This is a genomic window from Clostridia bacterium, from assembly GCA_012840125.1.
In the GTDB taxonomy this organism is placed as follows: domain Bacteria; phylum Bacillota; class DULZ01; order DULZ01; family DULZ01; genus DULZ01.
Genome location: DULZ01000057.1, coordinates 21722 through 39956 on the forward strand (window position 1 = coordinate 21722; position 18235 = coordinate 39956).

General features: G+C 55.0%; 21 protein-coding genes. 1 reads left to right on the forward strand and 20 read right to left on the reverse strand.

Translation table 11 applies throughout. The features are described 5' to 3' along the window. Positions 1-10 precede the first annotated feature (10 nt). From nuoF to GXX34_07295, 15 genes are all read right to left on the reverse strand, one after another. Positions 11-1789 (reverse strand): NADH-quinone oxidoreductase subunit NuoF, encoded by a 1779-nt coding sequence (gene nuoF / locus GXX34_07225; GenBank protein HHW07307.1) that lies wholly within the window; start codon positions 1787-1789, stop codon positions 11-13. Between the two features lie 11 nt (positions 1790-1800). Next, a complete protein-coding gene (gene nuoE, locus GXX34_07230; GenBank protein ID HHW07308.1) occupies positions 1801-2259 on the reverse strand; it encodes an NADH-quinone oxidoreductase subunit NuoE in 459 nt (152 codons plus the stop codon). A gap of 270 nt (positions 2260-2529) precedes the next feature. Further along, positions 2530-3564, reverse strand: coding sequence for a tRNA (adenosine(37)-N6)-threonylcarbamoyltransferase complex transferase subunit TsaD (gene tsaD / locus GXX34_07235; GenBank protein HHW07309.1), 1035 nt, complete (start codon positions 3562-3564; stop codon positions 2530-2532). Between the two features lie 27 nt (positions 3565-3591). Then, positions 3592-4086, reverse strand: coding sequence for a ribosomal protein S18-alanine N-acetyltransferase (gene rimI, locus GXX34_07240; protein ID HHW07310.1), 495 nt, complete (start codon positions 4084-4086; stop codon positions 3592-3594). After that, positions 4065-4766 carry a tRNA (adenosine(37)-N6)-threonylcarbamoyltransferase complex dimerization subunit type 1 TsaB gene (gene tsaB, locus GXX34_07245; protein HHW07311.1) on the reverse strand — a complete coding sequence of 234 codons (702 nt, stop codon included), beginning with the start codon at positions 4764-4766 and terminating at the stop codon, positions 4065-4067. Before tsaB ends, rimI begins: the two co-directional genes overlap by 22 nt. Then, positions 4754-5227, reverse strand: coding sequence for a tRNA (adenosine(37)-N6)-threonylcarbamoyltransferase complex ATPase subunit type 1 TsaE (tsaE, locus tag GXX34_07250; protein ID HHW07312.1), 474 nt, complete (start codon positions 5225-5227; stop codon positions 4754-4756). The genes tsaB and tsaE overlap by 13 nt, the downstream gene beginning before the upstream one ends. Before the next feature lie 15 nt (positions 5228-5242). Next, the gene (locus GXX34_07255) at positions 5243-5977 is read right to left on the reverse strand and encodes a uracil-DNA glycosylase (protein ID HHW07313.1); all 735 of its coding nucleotides are present in this window, start codon (positions 5975-5977) and stop codon (positions 5243-5245) included. Then, a complete protein-coding gene (locus GXX34_07260; GenBank protein HHW07314.1) occupies positions 5974-7137 on the reverse strand; it encodes an amidohydrolase in 1164 nt (387 codons plus the stop codon). Before GXX34_07260 ends, GXX34_07255 begins: the two co-directional genes overlap by 4 nt. Positions 7138-7147: 10 nt before the next feature. Further along, positions 7148-7984, reverse strand: a complete 837-nt coding sequence (locus GXX34_07265; protein HHW07315.1) for a hypothetical protein — start codon at positions 7982-7984, stop codon at positions 7148-7150. Positions 7985-8024: 40 nt separating this feature from the next. Next, positions 8025-8753 (reverse strand): gamma-glutamyl-gamma-aminobutyrate hydrolase family protein, encoded by a 729-nt coding sequence (locus GXX34_07270; GenBank protein HHW07316.1) that lies wholly within the window; start codon positions 8751-8753, stop codon positions 8025-8027. A 115-nt stretch (positions 8754-8868) separates the two neighbouring features. Then, positions 8869-9219, reverse strand: coding sequence for a type II toxin-antitoxin system PemK/MazF family toxin (locus GXX34_07275; GenBank protein ID HHW07317.1), 351 nt, complete (start codon positions 9217-9219; stop codon positions 8869-8871). Between the two features lie 2 nt (positions 9220-9221). Next, on the reverse strand, positions 9222-9476 hold the full coding sequence (locus tag GXX34_07280; protein HHW07318.1) for a ribbon-helix-helix protein, CopG family: 255 nt from the start codon (positions 9474-9476) through the stop codon (positions 9222-9224). Between the two features lie 195 nt (positions 9477-9671). Further along, on the reverse strand, positions 9672-10790 hold the full coding sequence (locus GXX34_07285; GenBank protein ID HHW07319.1) for an alanine racemase: 1119 nt from the start codon (positions 10788-10790) through the stop codon (positions 9672-9674). A gap of 19 nt (positions 10791-10809) precedes the next feature. Then, positions 10810-12420, reverse strand: coding sequence for an NAD(P)H-hydrate dehydratase (locus GXX34_07290; GenBank protein HHW07320.1), 1611 nt, complete (start codon positions 12418-12420; stop codon positions 10810-10812). Continuing rightward, positions 12411-12866 carry a holo-ACP synthase gene (locus GXX34_07295; protein ID HHW07321.1) on the reverse strand — a complete coding sequence of 152 codons (456 nt, stop codon included), beginning with the start codon at positions 12864-12866 and terminating at the stop codon, positions 12411-12413. Before GXX34_07295 ends, GXX34_07290 begins: the two co-directional genes overlap by 10 nt. Before the next feature lie 117 nt (positions 12867-12983). On the opposite strand from GXX34_07295, the gene GXX34_07300 reads away from it, so the two are divergent. Then, positions 12984-14297 carry a histidine kinase gene (locus GXX34_07300; GenBank protein HHW07322.1) on the forward strand — a complete coding sequence of 438 codons (1314 nt, stop codon included), beginning with the start codon at positions 12984-12986 and terminating at the stop codon, positions 14295-14297. Between the two features lie 18 nt (positions 14298-14315). On the opposite strand, the gene GXX34_07305 is transcribed toward GXX34_07300, so the two are convergent. The 5 genes from GXX34_07305 to GXX34_07325 all read right to left on the reverse strand — a co-directional run. Then, a complete protein-coding gene (locus GXX34_07305; GenBank protein HHW07323.1) occupies positions 14316-14525 on the reverse strand; it encodes a DUF378 domain-containing protein in 210 nt (69 codons plus the stop codon). A gap of 96 nt (positions 14526-14621) precedes the next feature. Next, complete coding sequence (locus tag GXX34_07310) at positions 14622-15860, reverse strand: aminotransferase class I/II-fold pyridoxal phosphate-dependent enzyme (GenBank protein ID HHW07324.1); 1239 nt, start codon at positions 15858-15860, stop codon at positions 14622-14624. A gap of 131 nt (positions 15861-15991) precedes the next feature. Beyond that, a complete protein-coding gene (locus tag GXX34_07315; GenBank protein HHW07325.1) occupies positions 15992-17161 on the reverse strand; it encodes a TraB/GumN family protein in 1170 nt (389 codons plus the stop codon). 107 nt (positions 17162-17268) lie between these two features. Further along, a complete protein-coding gene (locus GXX34_07320) occupies positions 17269-18087 on the reverse strand; it encodes an ABC transporter ATP-binding protein (GenBank protein ID HHW07326.1) in 819 nt (272 codons plus the stop codon). Continuing rightward, positions 18062-18235: ABC transporter permease (locus GXX34_07325; GenBank protein ID HHW07327.1), on the reverse strand; the 174-nt coding region annotated here is incomplete at its 5' end. The genes GXX34_07320 and GXX34_07325, both read right to left, overlap by 26 nt.

Sequence of the window (18235 nt, forward strand, 5' to 3'; positions counted from 1 at the left end):
AACCCTCCTTCTAGCCTTTATACACGGCCCCGAACCGGCATACTTCGTAACAAGTGTTACACTTGGTGCACTTATCCACATCGATGACATGCACTTCTTTCAACTGGCCGCTGATAGCGCCGGAGGGGCACTTCTTGGCGCAGCGACCGCAGCCGGTGCATTTCTCCGGATCAATGCGGTACAGGATGAGATCCTTACAAGCTCCTGCCGGGCAGCGCTTTTCCTTAATATGGGCCTCATATTCATGCCGGAAATAGCGCAAGGTTGTCAACACCGGGTTCGGAGCCGTCTGCCCTAACCCGCACAGGGAAGTAGCTTTGATGATTTTCCCGAGTTTTTCCAGCTTCTCCAGGTCTTCTTCGGTCCCCTTGCCTTCCACGATGCGGGTGAGGATTTCCAGCATCCGCTTGGTACCTTCCCGGCAGGGGGTACACTTACCGCAGGATTCAGCTTGGGTAAAGCGGAGGAAGAACCGGGCCACGTCCACCATACAGGTGGTCTCATCCATTACCACCAGGCCGCCCGAACCCATCATGGCCCCGGCTTGGGTCAGGGAATCATAGTCGATGGGCAGGTCCAGGTGATCTTTGGTCAAGCAGCCACCGGAAGGACCGCCGATCTGGACTGCCTTGAATTCCTTGTCCCCCTGGATGCCGCCGCCGATGTCAAAAATGATCTCCCGCATGGTAATGCCCATGGGCACTTCCGCCAAACCGGTGTTTTTCAGTTTGCCGGTGAGAGCAAACACTTTAGTTCCCTTACTCTTTTCAGTACCGATGGAACTGTACCATTGGGCCCCGTTGCGCAGGATATGAGGTACATTGGCGAAAGTTTCCACGTTGTTAATGTTGGTGGGCTTGCCCCATAAGCCCTTCTGGGCAGGGAAAGGCGGGCGAACTCTAGGCATGCCCCTCTTACCTTCAATGGAAGCAAGGAGAGCCGTTTCTTCACCGCAAACAAACGCCCCGGCACCGGCCTTAATTTTCAAGTGGAAATTAAAACCGGAACCTAGAATATTGTCGCCTAGGAATCCTCTTTCTTCGGCCTGTTCAATGGCAATCGCCAGCCGCTTGGTGGCTAACGGGTACTCAGCCCGGACATAAACATAACCTTCATCGGCCCCGATGGCATAGGCCGCAATCAGCATCCCCTCGATGACCGCATGGGGATCCCCTTCCAGGATGCTCCGGTCCATGAAGGCACCCGGGTCTCCTTCGTCGGCGTTGCAGACCACATACTTCTTATCGCCCTCGGCTTTGTAGGCAAACTCCCACTTCAAGCCCGTGGGGAAACCTGCGCCGCCGCGGCCCCTCAAGCCCGATTGCTTGACCTCTTCAATGATCTCCATGGGCTTCATGGTCAAGGCCCTCTTAAAGCCCTCGTATCCGTTGGTGCCGAGATAGTCGTCGATGCTCTCAGGGTTGATGTGCCCGCACCGCTGCAGCACGATCCGCTTTTGCTTGTTGTAGAAAGTAATATCGTTATAATGTTTAATCTTTTCCTTGCTGCCCGGATCTGTGTACAAGAGTCTTTCGACGATCTGACCGTTCACCAGGTGGCTTTCCACGACTTCTTCCACATCTTCAGCATCCACCCGGCAATAAAAAACACCTTCCGGCTCCACGATCATGATGGGACCCTGCTCGCAGAAACCGTGGCAGCCTGTAGTCACAATACTATAATCATGCACAAGTCCTCGTTTTTCCAATTCTTCCGTCAACTTGGCAGTTAATTTGCGGGACCCGGACGAGACACAGCCGGTACCGGTACAAATTAAAATCCGCTTCATCTCCCCACCCCCTACTCGTATTTTGCCAGAATATCGGCAATGGCGTTTTTCGTCAAACGGCCATGGGTATCGTCATCAATCATGATCACCGGGGCCAGGCCACAAGCTCCAAGGCAGGCCACGGATTCCAGGGTAAACCGCAAATCCTCGGTGGTTTCCCCGTCTTTAATGCCCAGCTGCTCTTGGATCTCAGCCAGGATTTCTCCCCCGCCGCGCACGTAGCAAGCCGTACCCTGGCAGACCCTGATGGTATGGCGCCCCCTCGGCGTCAAGTTAAACTGGGCATAAAAAGTAACCACCCCATAAACCTGGCTGATGGGGAGTTTCAGTTCTGCCGCAATCTTCTCCAAGACTTCCCGCGGCAGGTACCCATAGATATCTTGTGCTGCTTGCAATACAGGAATTAAGGCTCCCTGCTGCCCCCGGTATTTAGCAAAAACTTCTTGCAATTTTTGATCTTTTTCCGTCATTTCCGGCGTGTTGCAACAACACTTGCTCACGGCTCTCCCTCCTCCTTACTTACCTTCATCGATAATAAATAATCCAGGGAAAAGTTAATCCTGAATTAATTTAGACAAAAAATGTGTGTTTCCTGCTGGTATTGCAAGCTTTAAGCAATATTCTGCCGGGCAAATTTTAATTATCCACAGAATTCAGACTGCACCCACCCTATTATAAACACTTTTATCCACATTATCCACAAGAAATATTCCACAAAACAGCCGTTCTGTGGATAATTTTCATCTCTTGGCCAGTGCTTGCTCCAAGGGCAAATAAGGGACCGCATTCAAATCCAGCCCGGCGAAATCACCGGCCAGGTAGCGGTAATAAGCGGCACAGGCAATCATGGCCGCATTATCGGTGCAGTAAATAGGACTTGGCCACCTAACCTCTATACCGTGGGGCTCGGCGGCGGCAAGGAGCTTCTGCCGCAAGTACCCGTTGGCCGCCACCCCACCCGCCAGGGTGATGACCGGCAGTTTATACTTGAGGGCGGCCTGCACCGCCTTCCCCACCAGCACTTCCACCACGGCTGCCTGGAAACTGGCGCATACATCCGGGACAGAAATCTCTTCTCCCCGCTGGCGAGCGTTGTGCAGGTAATTCAGCACCGCCGATTTCAGCCCGCTGAAGCTGAAATCCAGGCTCCCTTCCTCCAGCCAAGCCCTTGGAAAAGCTACGGCAGCCGGGTTCCCGGCCATGGCCGCCTTTTCAACGGCGGGCCCCCCCGGATAACCTAGGCCCAGGGCCCTGGCAATTTTGTCAAAGGCTTCCCCGGCGGCATCATCCAAAGTAGCCCCCAGAACCTCAATTTCCTCATGGGACTGCCAGCGGACCAGGCTGGTATGACCGCCTGACACCACCAGGCACAAAGCCGGCAGTTCCAGGTCCGGGTGCTCCAGCAAATTGGCGTAAATATGCCCCAACAGGTGATGCACCCCGATCAAGGGTTTCTTAATGGCAAATGCCATGGCCTTAGCCTGGGCCACCCCCACCAGCAGGGATCCTACCAGACCGGGCCCGTAAGTAACCGCTACCGCATCCAGGTCTTTAAGATTAATCCCGGCCTCTGTTAAGGCTTGATCCACCACCGGGATGATCTGCTCCATGTGCTGGCGGGAAGCTATTTCAGGCACCACGCCGCCGAACCGCTGGTGGACTTGGATCTGGGAAGAAATGACGTTGGATAAAACCCGGCGCCCGCCCTGCAATACCGCTGCCGACGTTTCGTCGCAGCTGGTTTCAATGGCTAGAATCAGAGTTTCGTCGGTCAATTCGTCTTCAACTCCCGGCAAAGCTAATCATTTCTCAAAATCCAGCAAATGCTTCCACATAATGATGGCATCTTCTTTAGTATCGGTATAATACCCTTTGCGGATGCCGGCAGGGACAAACCCGACCCGGCGATAAAGACGCTGGGCCACATGATTGGATGGGCGCACCTCCAACGTAATCTTGTCCGCTCCCAGGGCTGCGGCCCGTGCCATCAGTTCTTCCAAGAGCACCCTGCCTAAAGCCCGTCCCCGGTAGTCTGGGTGGACGGCAATGGTAGTAACGTGGGCCTCGTCGATGATGAGCCACATGCCCATATACCCCAGCACTTTGTCCCCCAGCAGGCAAACGTAATAATAAGCGAATTGGTTGTCGCTTAACTCCCTCAAATAGGAATTGCGGGACCAGGGGGTGGGAAAGGACACCTGCTCGATGGCCAGCACCTGGTCCAGGTGTTCCTCGGCCATGGGCACAATCATTAATTCATCTTTAAGGGGATGCGCTAACGGTTCTTTTGCTGCCATTTTGCTTCCGCCTCCGAAGTACGAATATAGAAAGGTTTTGCCGTGACTAGATCCGCAACCTGACCGTTTCTTAACTTCTTGATGCCAAGCCAGCCCAGTACCGCCGCCCTGGGCATGGAAGCAAAGACGGTCGCCACCTGCGCCCGGCTGCCCAGCTGTTCTTGGAAAAAGGCGCCAAATACCGGCACCCCGTCGCCTAAGAACATGACCGGCTCTGGCAACGGCAGCAAACGAGCCACCAGTTCCGCCGGAGCCAAAGCCGCATAAGGCATGACCATTTCCAAATCCTCACCGGCGTCCCGGTAGACGGCAGTGTAGACTTCATTCCGCCTGGCGTTTAACACCGGGCAGATCAGGTACGGGTAACCTTTCACATTATAGGCCAGGCTGTCCAGGGTGGAAACGGTGATCAGCGGCTTATGGCCGGCAAAAGCCAATCCCTTGGCGGTGGCCATGCCGATCCGCAACCCGGTGAAAGAACCGGGTCCGCCGGACACCACAATCCCGTCCAAATCCTCCAAAGCCAGTTCCGCTTCTTCCAGGAGTCTCGCCAGCACCGGCATCAAACGCTGGGAATGGGTTTTTCCGTTGTTCAGGATGGCTTCCGCAATAACGGCATCTTCCGCCACGACAGCCACCCCCGCCACATTGGTGGCACTTTCAATGGCTAGCACTCGCAATCCTTGCTCAACTCCTCCAGCAGGCGGCGATACTCCCCCGGCGCCGCATCGAATATGATTTTACGCCATCCTGCTTCGGTGGGAATTTTAATTATTTTAACATACAAATAATCGCCGGGTAACCACTGGGCAATGTTTTCCGCCCATTCTACCGCCGTAACGCCGTCACCGTGGAAATACTCGTCCAAGCCGAGTTCTTCTATCTCCCGCGGGTCCTCCAGCCGGTAAGCGTCAATATGATATAAAGGACAGCGAGCACCGTCATACTCATGGATAATGGTAAAAGTAGGGCTCGTTACCTGGGCCGTGACTCCCAAACCGGCGGCTAATCCCTGCACAAAAGTGGTTTTACCGGCTCCCAGTTCACCACTCACCACCAGGACATCCCCGGGCCGGAGCAGCTGCCCCAGCCGCCGTCCCAAGTCTTGTGTTTCCAGGGAGCTTTTCGTAATGACCTCCATACTCACTTCACGTCCTCATGATCCTTCCTGACTATTATTCCCATCAAAATCTCCCGGCAACCCGTTTTCTTTGCCGCCATAAGCCATCTGGTAGGCTTGGGACAAATCCCGCCACCACTGCCGCTGCGCTAAAACCCGGTCCAACCCCGTTTGCCGCAGGATATAAGCCGGGTGGAAAGTCGGCATCACGGGTATTCCTTGATATTCCAGCCACTTGCCTCGCACTTCTTTGATGGAGGTGAGCTCCGGGAAAAAGAACTGCACCGCCACCCGGCCCAAACAGACAATGGTTTTAGGTTTCAGGAGCTTGAGCTCCGCCCGCAAGAACCGGCTGCAAGGCTGCACTTCCGCCAGGGTCGGGGTCCGATTATTGGCCGGCCGGCATTTAATCACATTGGTGATGTAAATCTCCTGCCGCTGCAAATCCAGCTTGTGCAGGGCCAAAGTCAACAGGGCCCCGGAAATACCTGTAAAAGGCACACCGATCCGGTCTTCATCAAAGCCCGGTCCCTCCCCCACCAGCACTAAAGGACTGGTGCGGTTGCCCGTTCCCGGTACCCGCTGGGTGCTGGCCTGGGTATCCTGCCCGAAAGGACAGCTTTTACAGGACAAGACTTCCCGCAGCAGGGCGGACCAGTAGGCCTCTTTCTTAATGGAGTTTAAGGCCTGCTGCACATCCTCCCTTCGATAGCCGTCAGCCACCATCCTGTTCTCCATGGACCTTAAGAGCTCGGGTAACCAGCCGCTCATGGGCAACCCTCCGGGGCTCGCCAGGCTTCTTTCCCATTAACCAAGACCATCTTGACCCGGGACTTGACCTCCAGGATAGAACCATCAACCACGATCAAGTCAGCGTCTTTGCCGGGCGCCAGACTCCCCACCCGGTGCTCAATGCCCAGGATCTCCGCCGCATGGACGGTGATCGCTTTAAGGGCTTCTCTTTCCTCCATCCCTTCCCGCACCGCCAGGGCAGCACACAGGGACAAATACTGGACCGGCACTTCCGGGTGATCGGTACAAATGGCCACCTTTACCCCCGCCTGGGACAATAACGACGGCGTCTTAAAAGTCCGCTCCTTCAGCTCCACCTTGGCCCGGCTGGTTAAACTGGGCCCCACCACCGCCGGCACCCCGGCGGCCCGCAGTTCGTCAACGATCAAGTGCCCTTCCGTGCAGTGTTCGATAACCAGGGGTACCTGGAATTCTTTGGCCAGGCGCAGGGCGGTCATGATATCGTCGGCCCGGTGGGCATGAGCTCTCAAGGGGATTTCCTGCTGCAGGACCAGGGCCAGTTGCTCCAGCCCGTAATCCACTTCCACCGGGGTACCGGCGGCCCCGGCCTTTTTCTGCAGGTATGCCCTGGCTTGAGCCAGCTTCTGTCTCAACATGGCCGCCACCGCCATACGGGTCACCGGCATCTTTTTCTGCTCCCCGTAAACCCTTTTCGGGTTTTCCCCAAAAGCCACTTTCATGCCGGTAATCTCCTTGACGATCATGTGATCCACCACGGACCCGAAAGTCTTGACAGCCGTGCAGGCTCCCCCGATCACGTTGGCGCTGCCCGGGCACACGCCCACACAGGTGACGCCTCCCGCCAGGGCATCCTGAAATCCCCGGTCAAATGGATTGATCCCGTCAACGGCTCTCAATTCCGGGGTCAAGGGGTTGCTGGTTTCATTAGCGTCGTTTCCTTCAATCCGGTAAATCTCCTCGTAAATCCCCAGGTGGCAGTGGGCATCGATGAGCCCCGGCATGATGGTTTGCCCCCGGACATCAATGACCTCCGTCCCGTCAGGGATGGCGATGCGGTCCCCCACCGCAAGGATTTTATCTTCCCGGACCAGAACGGTACCCCGTTCGTAGTCTTGGCCGCTCATGGTCAGAATGCGCCCGTTCGTCAAGGCCAGCATCTCATATCACCTACTTCGGGTCAATGACCCCGCTCATTCTGGTAATCTGTATTCCCTTTGCCTCCAGGGCGGCAATGATGCCGTTAATCCCGATGGAATCGCTGGCCATATGGCCCGCCACCACCACGTTACCAATGTTCTGCTCCCGCACCCCTTTAAGGACGTTCTCCGGCATATGCATGACGACCAAAGTACCCACACCGGCTTCAAAATATGCTTTGGCGACGGCTTCACCGCCACCGGTGCCGCCGGCCATGGTCACCCACACCTTACCGGCGTAGCTGTCCTCGGTGCCAACCCGGATCACAGGTCCGGCGGGCACCTTCGCGTATTCCGGGAGCTTCCTCAAAGCGGCCAGCACATCCTTCAGCTTGGCCAGGGGATTTCCCGCCAGGCAGTGATCCAAATGGGCCTGTACGGTGTTTTCCGCAATCACATCGGCAGGGGTATGGATACAAATAAAAGTCATATCCAGCACCCGGGCCGCCGACACCGCCCGGTCAAAATTGCTCACATGACCATGGCGCTCCACTTCCCCTTGCCTTTCCGCCAGGACTTTCTGGGCTTTATTTACCGGCACTCCCGCTTGTACCATCCGCTGGATCTGGTTATCCATAACTTTGTATAGATTAACCATGGGGCTGCCGCCTTTGGGATGGTGAGTAATCACCGCGTCATACCCCAGCTGCTTGGCAATGAGGATCTCGGCCGCCTCCATGTCCACCCCGAACATAGCTTTCTTAATAGGCCTGCCGCTGTCATAGATGATACCTGAATCCTCCGGTATCTCCGCCAGGCCTGCTGCTGCCAGGGCCGCTGCCATAATCTCTTCCGCCGTTAACAACATGATCTCTCCCATCTATTTCATGATCAACAACAAATTCTGCTTAAAGGGCCGGATTCCTGTCTATAACCGATTTAATTCTCCTGGCCTCTTCCACAAAGGCATCAAACAGCTGTTTCTGCTCCTGGTGGGTTTCCCACAACCGTTCCGGGTGCCACTGCACTCCCACCGCGAAACCCGTTTCCCGTTCCACCCCTTCGATGACGCCATCCGCTGCCCAGGCGACGGCTCTGAGACTTCGCCCCAAGGCCTTGATGCCTTGATGGTGAAAGCTGTTGACCCGGATTTCCGCTGCCGCCAGGATTTCCCGGAGCAAGGACGAGGTTTCCACAGCTACCCTATGGGTGGCCCAATTCTTCGGCGCCTTTTGCTGGTGCTCCAAACTGGCGGGATACTGCACCCGCAAATCCTGAAACAAAGTGCCTCCCAAAGCCACATTCAGCACCTGCAGTCCCCGGCAAATGCCCAGCACGGGTTTGTGGGCGGCCAAAAACAGCTTGCACAATTCCAGTTCAAAGATATCTCTTTGGGGGCAGACTGTTCCCAGGCCCCGCAGGGGCTCCTCCCCGAAGAAGGACGGGTCCAGGTCCCCGCCGCCGGACAACAGCAGTCCATCCAGCATCTCCCCGTAGGCATTGATTACTTGCCGGTCCAGGGTGACGGGCAGGAGCACCGGCAGCCCCCCCGCCGCCATCAGGGCTTCCCCGTAATAACGGGTTACCGATACCAGTTCGTCCTCCTGCTGGCAAGTGACCCCAATCAAAGGTTTCATGGCCCTCCCCCTCCCGCTTTGCTCCCTAAACAATATGCGCTGCCGCTCGCCCAAATCCCAATCGCCAGAACAAAAATAAGAACAAAAAAAATGCCTCCCACAGGGTTAGGCATTTTCATATCTCTTGTAAACCAAGGCTAATGCTTAAAGCCTCATCAACTTTGGCCATGATGTCGTCTTCCAAAACGGCCACCTTGTGTTTGAGACGGCTTTTGTCAATGGTTCTGATTTGTTCCAATAAAATAACCGAATCCCTTTCCAATCCGCTCTGCCCGGCACTTACTTCCACATGGGTAGGCAGTTTCGCCTTCATGATCTGGGAAGTAATGGCCGCCACGATGGTGGTGGGACTGTACTGGTTGCCGATATCATTTTGGATAATTAAAACCGGACGGGTCCCGCCTTGTTCAGAACCGACGACCGGATTCAGCTGGGCGAAGAAAATATCTCCACGCTTGATTTGCATACTCACTTGCACTCCGCTAATTTTTCTTCCAGGTAATCTTGAACCTCATTCTCTATTTCATAGTGTTCCGCAGCCAGCTTCAGATTTATCTGTGCCATTTCCTGGTAGCCTTTTTTCATTTGATCCCGCATCCGGCGCCTTTTCTTCTCTGCTAAATACAATTTCATAGCCTCCCGTATAAATTCGCTGCGATTCCTGTTTTCTAATGATACGAAGCCATCCACTTCTTCTAAGAGCTGCTCTGGTATGCTGATCATAATCCTTTTTATACCGGACAAAGGAAGGCACCTCCTACGCTGTTCCTGTCATTAACAGTATTGCTGAGAAGCAGGATCTCCATACGAAAAAAACATGACCCCCGGGATCCTCTTTTATTATATCGACTGCTCGAAAATGATGCAAGCAAACCAAGGGGGAAACCGGGGGTTTCAGCCCCCTGCACCATTGGTATTTTAAGGAAGGTACTTTCTCACCACCCGGGCACTGATGCCGCAGACCACTTCGTAACTAATGGTACCGGCTAGGTGGGCCATTTCGCCGGCGGTAATCTCCGCCTCACCCTCCTTGCCGATAATGGTCACCACATCGCCCACTGCCACGTTGGGAATACCGGTCACATCCACCATTGTTTGATCCATACACACCCGCCCGATAATCGGAGCCCGGCGGCCGCCCACGATCACTTCTCCCCGGTTGGATAACACCCTCCTGAGCCCATCGGCATAGCCCACCGGTAAAGTCGCCACCAGGGTCGTCTCCCCGGTCACATAGGTACCGCCGTAGCTTATGGCCGTACCCCTGGGCACCTCTTTCAGCTGCACGATGCGCGTTTTCCAACTCAATGCCGGGCATAAAGGCACCTGGGTTTCCTCCATTTCCGGGCTGGGATAGAGGCCGTACAGCATGATGCCGGGACGCACCAGGTCAAAATGCGTTTCCGGCAGCGCCATGGTGGCCGCGCTGTTGGCCAGGTGTTTGAGGGGAATGGAGATTCCCTTGGCCTCCAATACCTGGATAAACTTGCTAAACCGCCGCTCCTGCTCTAACGCGGCAGTCTTATCCTGTTCGTCCGCCCGGGCTAAATGGGAGAAAATTCCTTCCACCTTGATGCCCGGCAGCTTTAGGAGAGCCTCGATCACCCGGGCGGAATCTTCCCGGGGAGGCAGCCCCAGTCGCCCCATACCCGTATCAATCTTCACATGGACCACGGCCCGGCGCCCCAACTTCACCGCTGCCCTGGACAAGGCTTCACCTTGGTCTAGGGAAAACACCGTCTGGGCAATATCATGGGCGACGGTAATTTCTGCATCTTCCAAAGGGGTGAAACCCAAGATGAGAATAGGAACCTGAATACCCGCCCGGCGCAGTTCCAATGCTTCTTGCTGCGTGGCCACGCCAAAGTAGGAAGCGCCTGTCCCGGCCAGCCGCTTGGCTACTTCCACTGCTCCGTGACCGTAGGCGTTGGCTTTGATCACGGCCATGATCTTGGTATCCGGCTTAACCAGCTTTCGTACCAGGTTAAAATTGTGCTCAATTGCTGCTAAGTTTACTTCCACCCAGACAGGACGCATGTTGCCACCTCTTCTGCCATCAAAGGATCCGTCTCAGCCATGGATTGATCCGCGTCAGTTGCGGGTAGCTTCCTTGCTCCAGGGCGGCAAAGGCCCAAGGCAGTTTTGCCAAGATGTCCCCGGCGGTCAGGCCCACCTGTCCCTTTTCCCGGGCCAGGAGATCACCGGCCAAACCGTGCACATAAACCCCGATTAAAGCAGCATCCAATGCTTCCAATCCCTGCGCCACCAGCGCGGCCACCACGCCGGCTAAAACATCACCGCTGCCTCCGGTAGCCATGCCCGGATTTCCTGTAGGATTGATAAACACCTCCCCACCGGGATGAGCCACCACCGTTTTGGCTCCTTTGAGAATTACCACTACTTCCCATTCCCTGGCAGCGGCAGCAGCCGCTTCTAGACGATTCCGCTGGATCTCCTCCACCGGCACCCCCAGCAAACGCGCCATCTCTCCCGGGTGCGGCGTAATGATCACGGGTGCTTTGATGCCGTTAAAGAGTTTCTTGGGATCGTTACTACTAATAATATTCAATGCATCGGCATCTAAAACCAGCGGTTTGTCCAATTTTGCCAGCAAATTCACCAGTAAAGCGGCTGTACTGTCGTGCTGGGACATTCCCGGTCCCACCAGCAGCACATTTACCTTGCCGGCAAAATCAAGAATGGTATTGAGGGCTTCTAAGCCGATACTCACCGCTTCCGTTTCCGGCAAGGGTTTCGTCATCACTTCCACTGTTTTTATTTCCATAAGGGCATGCAGGGAACGGGGCACCAGGGCCGTGACTAAACCTGCCCCGCTCCTCAAGGCGGCCGTGGCCGCCAGGTAAATGGCACCAGTCATGCCTTCCGAACCGCCTACCGCCGCCACATGCCCGAATGTCCCCTTATGGCCGGCCACCGGCCGGGGCGGCAGCCGCAGGGCCAGTTCCTCCGGTGTGATGAGATTCGTTTTACAACCACAGGCTTGGACCAGCCGGCGCGGCAGGGAAATGTCCCCCAGCCAGAGCTCCCCCACCTGCTGCCGGCCCGGATCCAGGACCAATCCCAGCTTTGGCAAGCCAAAGGTGATGGTAGCCGTGGCCTTGATGCAAGGGCCGGACACTTTCCCGGTACTCGCTTCGAGGCCGGAGGGCAGGTCCACCGCCACCACCGGCAGCCCGCTGTTGTTCACCAGCTTAATCACTTCGGCGGCCAGTCCCACCACCGTACCTTTAAAACCGGTACCATAGATGGCATCCACCACCATATCGGCACACATCAAAGAAATGTCCAGCTTTTGCAGGTCTTTCTCCGTGGTAAGCTGGTACACTCTTTCACCAAAGCGGTGCAATACTTGGTAATTCTGCTGGGCATCTCCTTTGAGATCCGCCGGGTTACACAACAGGAAAACAGTCACAAAAGCCCCCGCGTTGGAGAGGAGCCTGGCAATGGCCAACCCGTCTCCCCCGTTATTACCCCTGCCGGCTAGAATCACCACTCTTTTGCCGGCGGGTTTTCCTTCCCAGTACCAGTTCAACCATTCTACCACCCTCAAGCTGGCGTGCTCCATCAGCACCATACCGGGCAGGCCATAGTTGTTGATGGTTTCCCCGTCCAGCCGTGCCATTTCTTGGTTGGAAACTAAGAACATTGACCTTCCTCCTGTTCTCTCCCTTCGGCGATGACAAAAGCCACCGCCGTTGAATGATTGTGACTTAGGGATACGTGCCAGTGGGTGATGCCTAGCTGCTTTGCATAAAAGAGGCCCTTACCGGACAACTGTAAAGCCGGTGCCTGATTACCTTGCTTAATTACCTCAATGTTTTGCCAGGCAAAAGCGCCCATCCCTACTCCCAGGGCTTTCCTGGCGGCCTCCTTGGCGGCAAACCTGGCCGCTAGGGAAGGCCAGGGATTGGGCTTGGACAAACAGTACCTTAGTTCCTCACCGGTAAAGATTCTTTCCAGCAATTTCGGACGCCGCAAGACAGCGGCTTTGACCCGGTCTATTTCAATGATGTCGGTCCCTATACCCTTGATCATATAACACCCCTTGAGGCAGGCTTGCGCCGGGTTATGGTATTTATGTTCGTCATCCATCAAAACAACCCTGCCGTGGTTTGCAGAAATGTCTATCAGTTATTGACACACCGGTGCCTTTTAAGGCAACATGATAATAAACCGGCAGATTGACTCCGCGGAAAGGAGAAACCATAGATGGATAAGCAGGATTGGAAGCTTCTCTCGTTGATCCTTGGCTTTACGGCCATCGAAGTTCTTTTCGTCACTAGTGCCACCGTTCCCCGCTGGCTGGCGGCGGCGGCCCTGGTGGTGATAAACCTGGGCATTTTCGCCTGGCTGCGCAATTTCGGGCTGGAACCCTACTATCCCCCGGAGCCTGCCACCGAGAATGCTACCATTGAAGCTACCCTGGAATCCACCTTGCAGATCGCCCATGAAACGCTGCCGGTCCTGCGCCGGGGGCTTAACGAAGACACAGCCAAGAAAACGGCGGAGATCATTCAAAAAATCAGCGAAATGGCTGCCGTCGCCATTACTGACCGGGAAAAAGTACTGGCCTTCATCGGCGTCGGCTGCGATAAACACCTGCCCGGGGAACAGATCTTGACGGAAGCCACCCGGCAGGTGATCGCCACCGGGCAAATGAAAATTGTCTCGGACACTACTGCCTTAAACTGCAGCCGCTACGATTCCTGCGAATGTCCCCTGGGTTCGGCGGTGATTGTGCCCCTTAAAAACCGGGACGAGGTAGTGGGTACCCTGAAGCTGTATTCCACCTCCCATGGGCACCCGCCGCGTCACATCGTGCGGTTGGCCACGGGGATTGCCCAATTGTTGAGCATGCAAATGGAGCTGGCTGAAGTTGACCGGCAGGCCCAGCTGGTCACCCAGGCCCGGCTGGAAGCGCTCCACGCCCAGATTAACCCCCATTTCTTTTTCAATACGATTAATACCATTGTGATGTACAGCCGGACGGATCCGGAAAAAACCAGGCAGCTCTTAATCAACCTGGCGGAACTCTTCCGCAAGACCCTGAAACGCCCCGGCCCGTTCATCACCTTTAAAGAAGAGTTGGAATGCATTGAAACCTATTTCGCCCTGGAAGAAGCCAGGTTTGGGGACAAAATCCGGCTGGTCAAAAACATTGACGAATCCTTGCTCCATTATGAAATCCCGGTGCTCAGCATCCAACCCCTGGTGGAAAACGCGGTGAAACACGGTTTGTCCCCCAAGCTCGGTCCCGGTACGGTGGCCATCTCCGCCCAGCTCAAAGGCCGGGAGCTGCGCATTACCATTTCCGATGACGGCGTAGGCATACCGCCTTACCGGCTCAATGAAGTCCTAAAACCCGGGGTCGGTTCCGGGAACGGGGTAGGCCTTTCCAATGTGAATGAACGCTTTAAGAGCCTGTACGGGGAGGACTACGGTCTTAGGATTCAAAGTAAAGAAGGCGTGGGTACCAAGATCTCCCTGCGGGTTCCCTTGTTTCATCCGGCCCACGCCAAGTAAAGAGTGCATGCTCCTATTTTAGGATTCCCGTTGTTCCCGCACCGGTTCGCCGGCCACCAGTCGGAACAACCCGTAAATGCCGGCGATGCCGACGATGGTATAAATGATCCTGCTGATGATAGCATCGGTTCCACCGAAAATGGCAGCCACCAGGTCATACTGGAATAACCCAACCAGCAACCAGTTCAAGGCTCCGATCACCATCAGAGCCAAAGCCAGTTGAAACATTTATTAGACTCCTCCTTTCTGGATTTTTCAAGTTTAGAGTTTTCCCAATTTCGACAAAAAAAATAAGCCGGTGTTGCCAACCGGCTTGCTTGATTCTTAATCTAAGGCTTTTTTGATACTGGCAGCCAACCCGGGCATTTTCTTGGTAGGCACGGAACAGACGGCAATTCTCAATCCCTTCTTCAGGGGGACCACAAAAATCCTTTCCTGCTGCAGCCGTTCACAGACCTGCTTTGCGTTACCGGTAGGAACGGAGATGAAAAACCCGGCATGATAAGGACAAATCGCCAGCCCAGCTTCTTGAGCCTCCCCCACGAAAATCTGCGCCCGCTGAGCCAGCAGTTCCCGGTAATGACCCCGCAAAGCATCGATCTCTTGGGAAAGGGCCTGATCGTTAACGATTCTTACCAGCAGCTCCTGCGGCAGGCGCGTCACATTGGACCAGTTGGCCCGGGTGGAATAAGCATTCACCGCCATGAACTCGTCTGTAACATCCCGGCTGCTGCTGACGGCAATCAAGGCACCGCAGCGCAGGCCGTAGGCAAAAAAGGACTTGGACATGCTGAAGGCTACCGTAATCAATATGTTCTCCGGCAAACCTTGGAACAGCCTAAAGAATTTTCTCGCCTCCGCCGGATCCCCGGCATAGTCCATATAAGCCACATCAATCAGCACCACGATTCTCTTACCGGCATCTTTAGCCAGTTCCCGGAATACGGACAGCACCGCCGTCCATTCCTGTTCCGTTAAACTATACCCGGTGGGGTTATGAGCGGGTGTGTTGATAACCACGACCAGGTGAGCCTGGCTTTGCAGCAGTTCCCTGGCCTTTGCTTCCAAAGAAGCCAGATTGAAGGTATTATCCTCGTTAAACAGTTTATAATAATCAACCTGACGGCCGCATTCATTGGCAATCAGGCTGTAAGTTCCCCAAAACCAATCAGGGACCAAAATCCGGCTGCCCATTTCCGCGTAATTGAAAAAGACGTTCCTAATGGCCCCGGTCCCCCCGGGTGTAGCGATGGCGGCAACGTAGCTCTCCGGCTTGGACGCACCGAATGTATAACTGACGACCGCTTCGGCAAATCCGGCGACACCGCTGATGGGGGCATAATCCATGATGTCCGCGGCAGACAGCCCTTGCAGCAGCCGGTCAAGAGAGGAAAGGGTCACAAACTTTTCTTCCTCGTCGTAAATGGTACCGATGCTAGCATTAATCACTTGGTCCTGGCCATACTGTTTGATGGCGCTCTTAGCAGCAGCCAACACGGAAAAAACGGGATCGACAAAACTCTTCCCTTGTGCACTGCCTGCAGTCATAAAAAAATCCTGCATACCACTTCTGCCTCCTCTTTGCATTCGCCTGCTTGATCCCAGCATATGCTGTGTCAAACTTTTCGTTATTGTTTTCTGCAAAAAGGGAGCTTCTCCTGTCTCCCGGCGCTGAAATGTACAGTATACAATTGTTAACGAAAGACACTGATGAATTTGCTGATCACATCCGCCCCCGCCACGACGGTGCCGATGCTGCTGCCCAAATTAGCCAATGCCACCACCAGCAGGATATGGGTCACTTTGTTACGCCAGAACCCCTTCAGGGTATGAATGTCCTCAGACATACTCTGAAAATCTTTCACGCTGGGCTTTTTGAGAAAAGCCTCAGTCAACCCGGCAAACCAGCCGGCAGCCAGCAGCGGGTTTAAGGAGCTAATGGGAGCTACCACAAAGGCGGTCAAGATCGACACAGGATGGGCTAATGCTAACAAAGCACCTAAAGCGCTCAAGGAGCCGTTCCAAAGGATCCAGTTTAAAAGGGAGTCCATTCCCGCCGCCCGGTCCAGGGAGAAAGTGGAAATGATGATGGCCAGGATCAGGGCGGGAATAATCCAACCGATCACCTTGGTCGTTTTGGAGCCCGCCGGAACGGCGGATAGCTGCGCTAAATCATGCTCCCGGCCAAGCTCTTCCTTGATCCCGGCGATATGCCCCGCCCCGAGGACAGCCAGGACTTTGTTGCCAGGCGCTGTCTTGATTTTTTCCGCAATATACTGGTCCCTTTCATCGATAATGACCCGCTTGAATTCCGGGAAAGATGCCGACAGTTCATTTAAAGCAGCCGTCAACATATCCTGGCTCTTCATCTTTTCCAGCTCTTCTTCCGAAATCTCTTCCTCCAGCAGCAAGCTCATCATCAATTGAAAGAAGAGCTTCATTTTGCCCCAAAAGCCGAAACCCCGCCACAGCCGGATCATGGTGGTCTGGATATCCCGGTCCACCAGGCACAGGTTGGCCCCGATTTCCCTGGCCGACTGGATACCCTGCAGCATCTCCTGACCCGGCTGGATACCAAATTGCCTGGCCAGCCTCTTCTGGTAAGATGACATGATGAGGCTGATTAGTAAGATTAAGGCTTTTCCTTCCTTGATGATTTTAATAATGTCGGTGTTACGCCATTGATCAGCGTTGGCGATATTATCATACCTGGTCTGGCATAACTCCACGCAAACCGTGTCCGGCCTTTCGGCTTCAATGAGCGCTTTCACTTCCTCGACGCTCTTCTGCGAAACATGAGCCGTACCGACCAGGATCACCTGGCGGCCGTCCAGGTCTATGCGATGTACGTTTTCGCCGGCCAAATTATCACATCCCCTACGTTAGCGTCAAAACCTATTTAATGATACCACATCTACCGCCGTTATTGATACACCGTATAGCAAAAATTCAAGGCCGGGAAACCCCGGCCTTAGGCACCATTGGATTGTTTGGCTTTCACCAGCAGCATCCGGTCGTTAGCCAGCTGCTTGCCGCTGTTCCTTTCAAATAAACGCAGCACATCTTGCGGGGTAAGCTTTTGCCGTTCCTCCCCCTGGATATCCAGTACGATTTTACCCTCATGCATCATAATGGTCCTGTTTCCCACCCGCAGGGAATCGACAATATTGTGGGTGACCATGAGAGTAGTCAAACCTAATTCCCGCACCAGTTCTTGCGTCAAAGCCAGCACTTTTTCTCCCGTTTTCGGGTCCAGGGCTGCCGTGTGTTCATCCAACAGGAGCAGCTTGGGCTGCTGCAGGGTCGCCATGAGCAGGGTCAGGGCTTGCCGCTGGCCCCCCGACAAGAGCCCCACCGGCGTCGTCAACCTGTTTTCCAAGCCCAGGTCCAGCCGGGCCAGTTCCTCCCTAATCCTGCTGCGCAAGGATTTCTGCAAACCTATCTTCAGGCCGCGCCGCTGTCCCCGTTTGGCCGCCAGGGCCATGTTTTCTTCAATGGTCATGGAAGCCGCCGTTCCCACCATGGGATCTTGGAACACCCGCCCGATTAAACCGGCCCGCCGGTAATCGGGAGTGCCGGTGATATCCTCACCGCCTAAGATGATCTGCCCTTGATCCACCGGCCACATCCCGGCGATGGCATTGAGCAGGGTGGATTTGCCCGCCCCGTTACTGCCGATGATGGTCACGAAATCCCCCCGGGCCACATGAAGGTCTACCCCGTCTAAAGCTGTCTTTTCATTCACGCTGCCGCGGTTAAATACCTTAGTTACTCCTCTCAGCAGTAGCACGGGCCCACCCCCCCAGGGTCATAATCTGCTTCTTGAAGCCGAAGCGCGGTACCGTTAAAGCCAGGACCACCAACGCGGCGGTAACCAGTTTCAAGTCCGTGGTCTTTAGTCCCATCCGCAGCACAATGGCGATGATCACCCGGTAGAC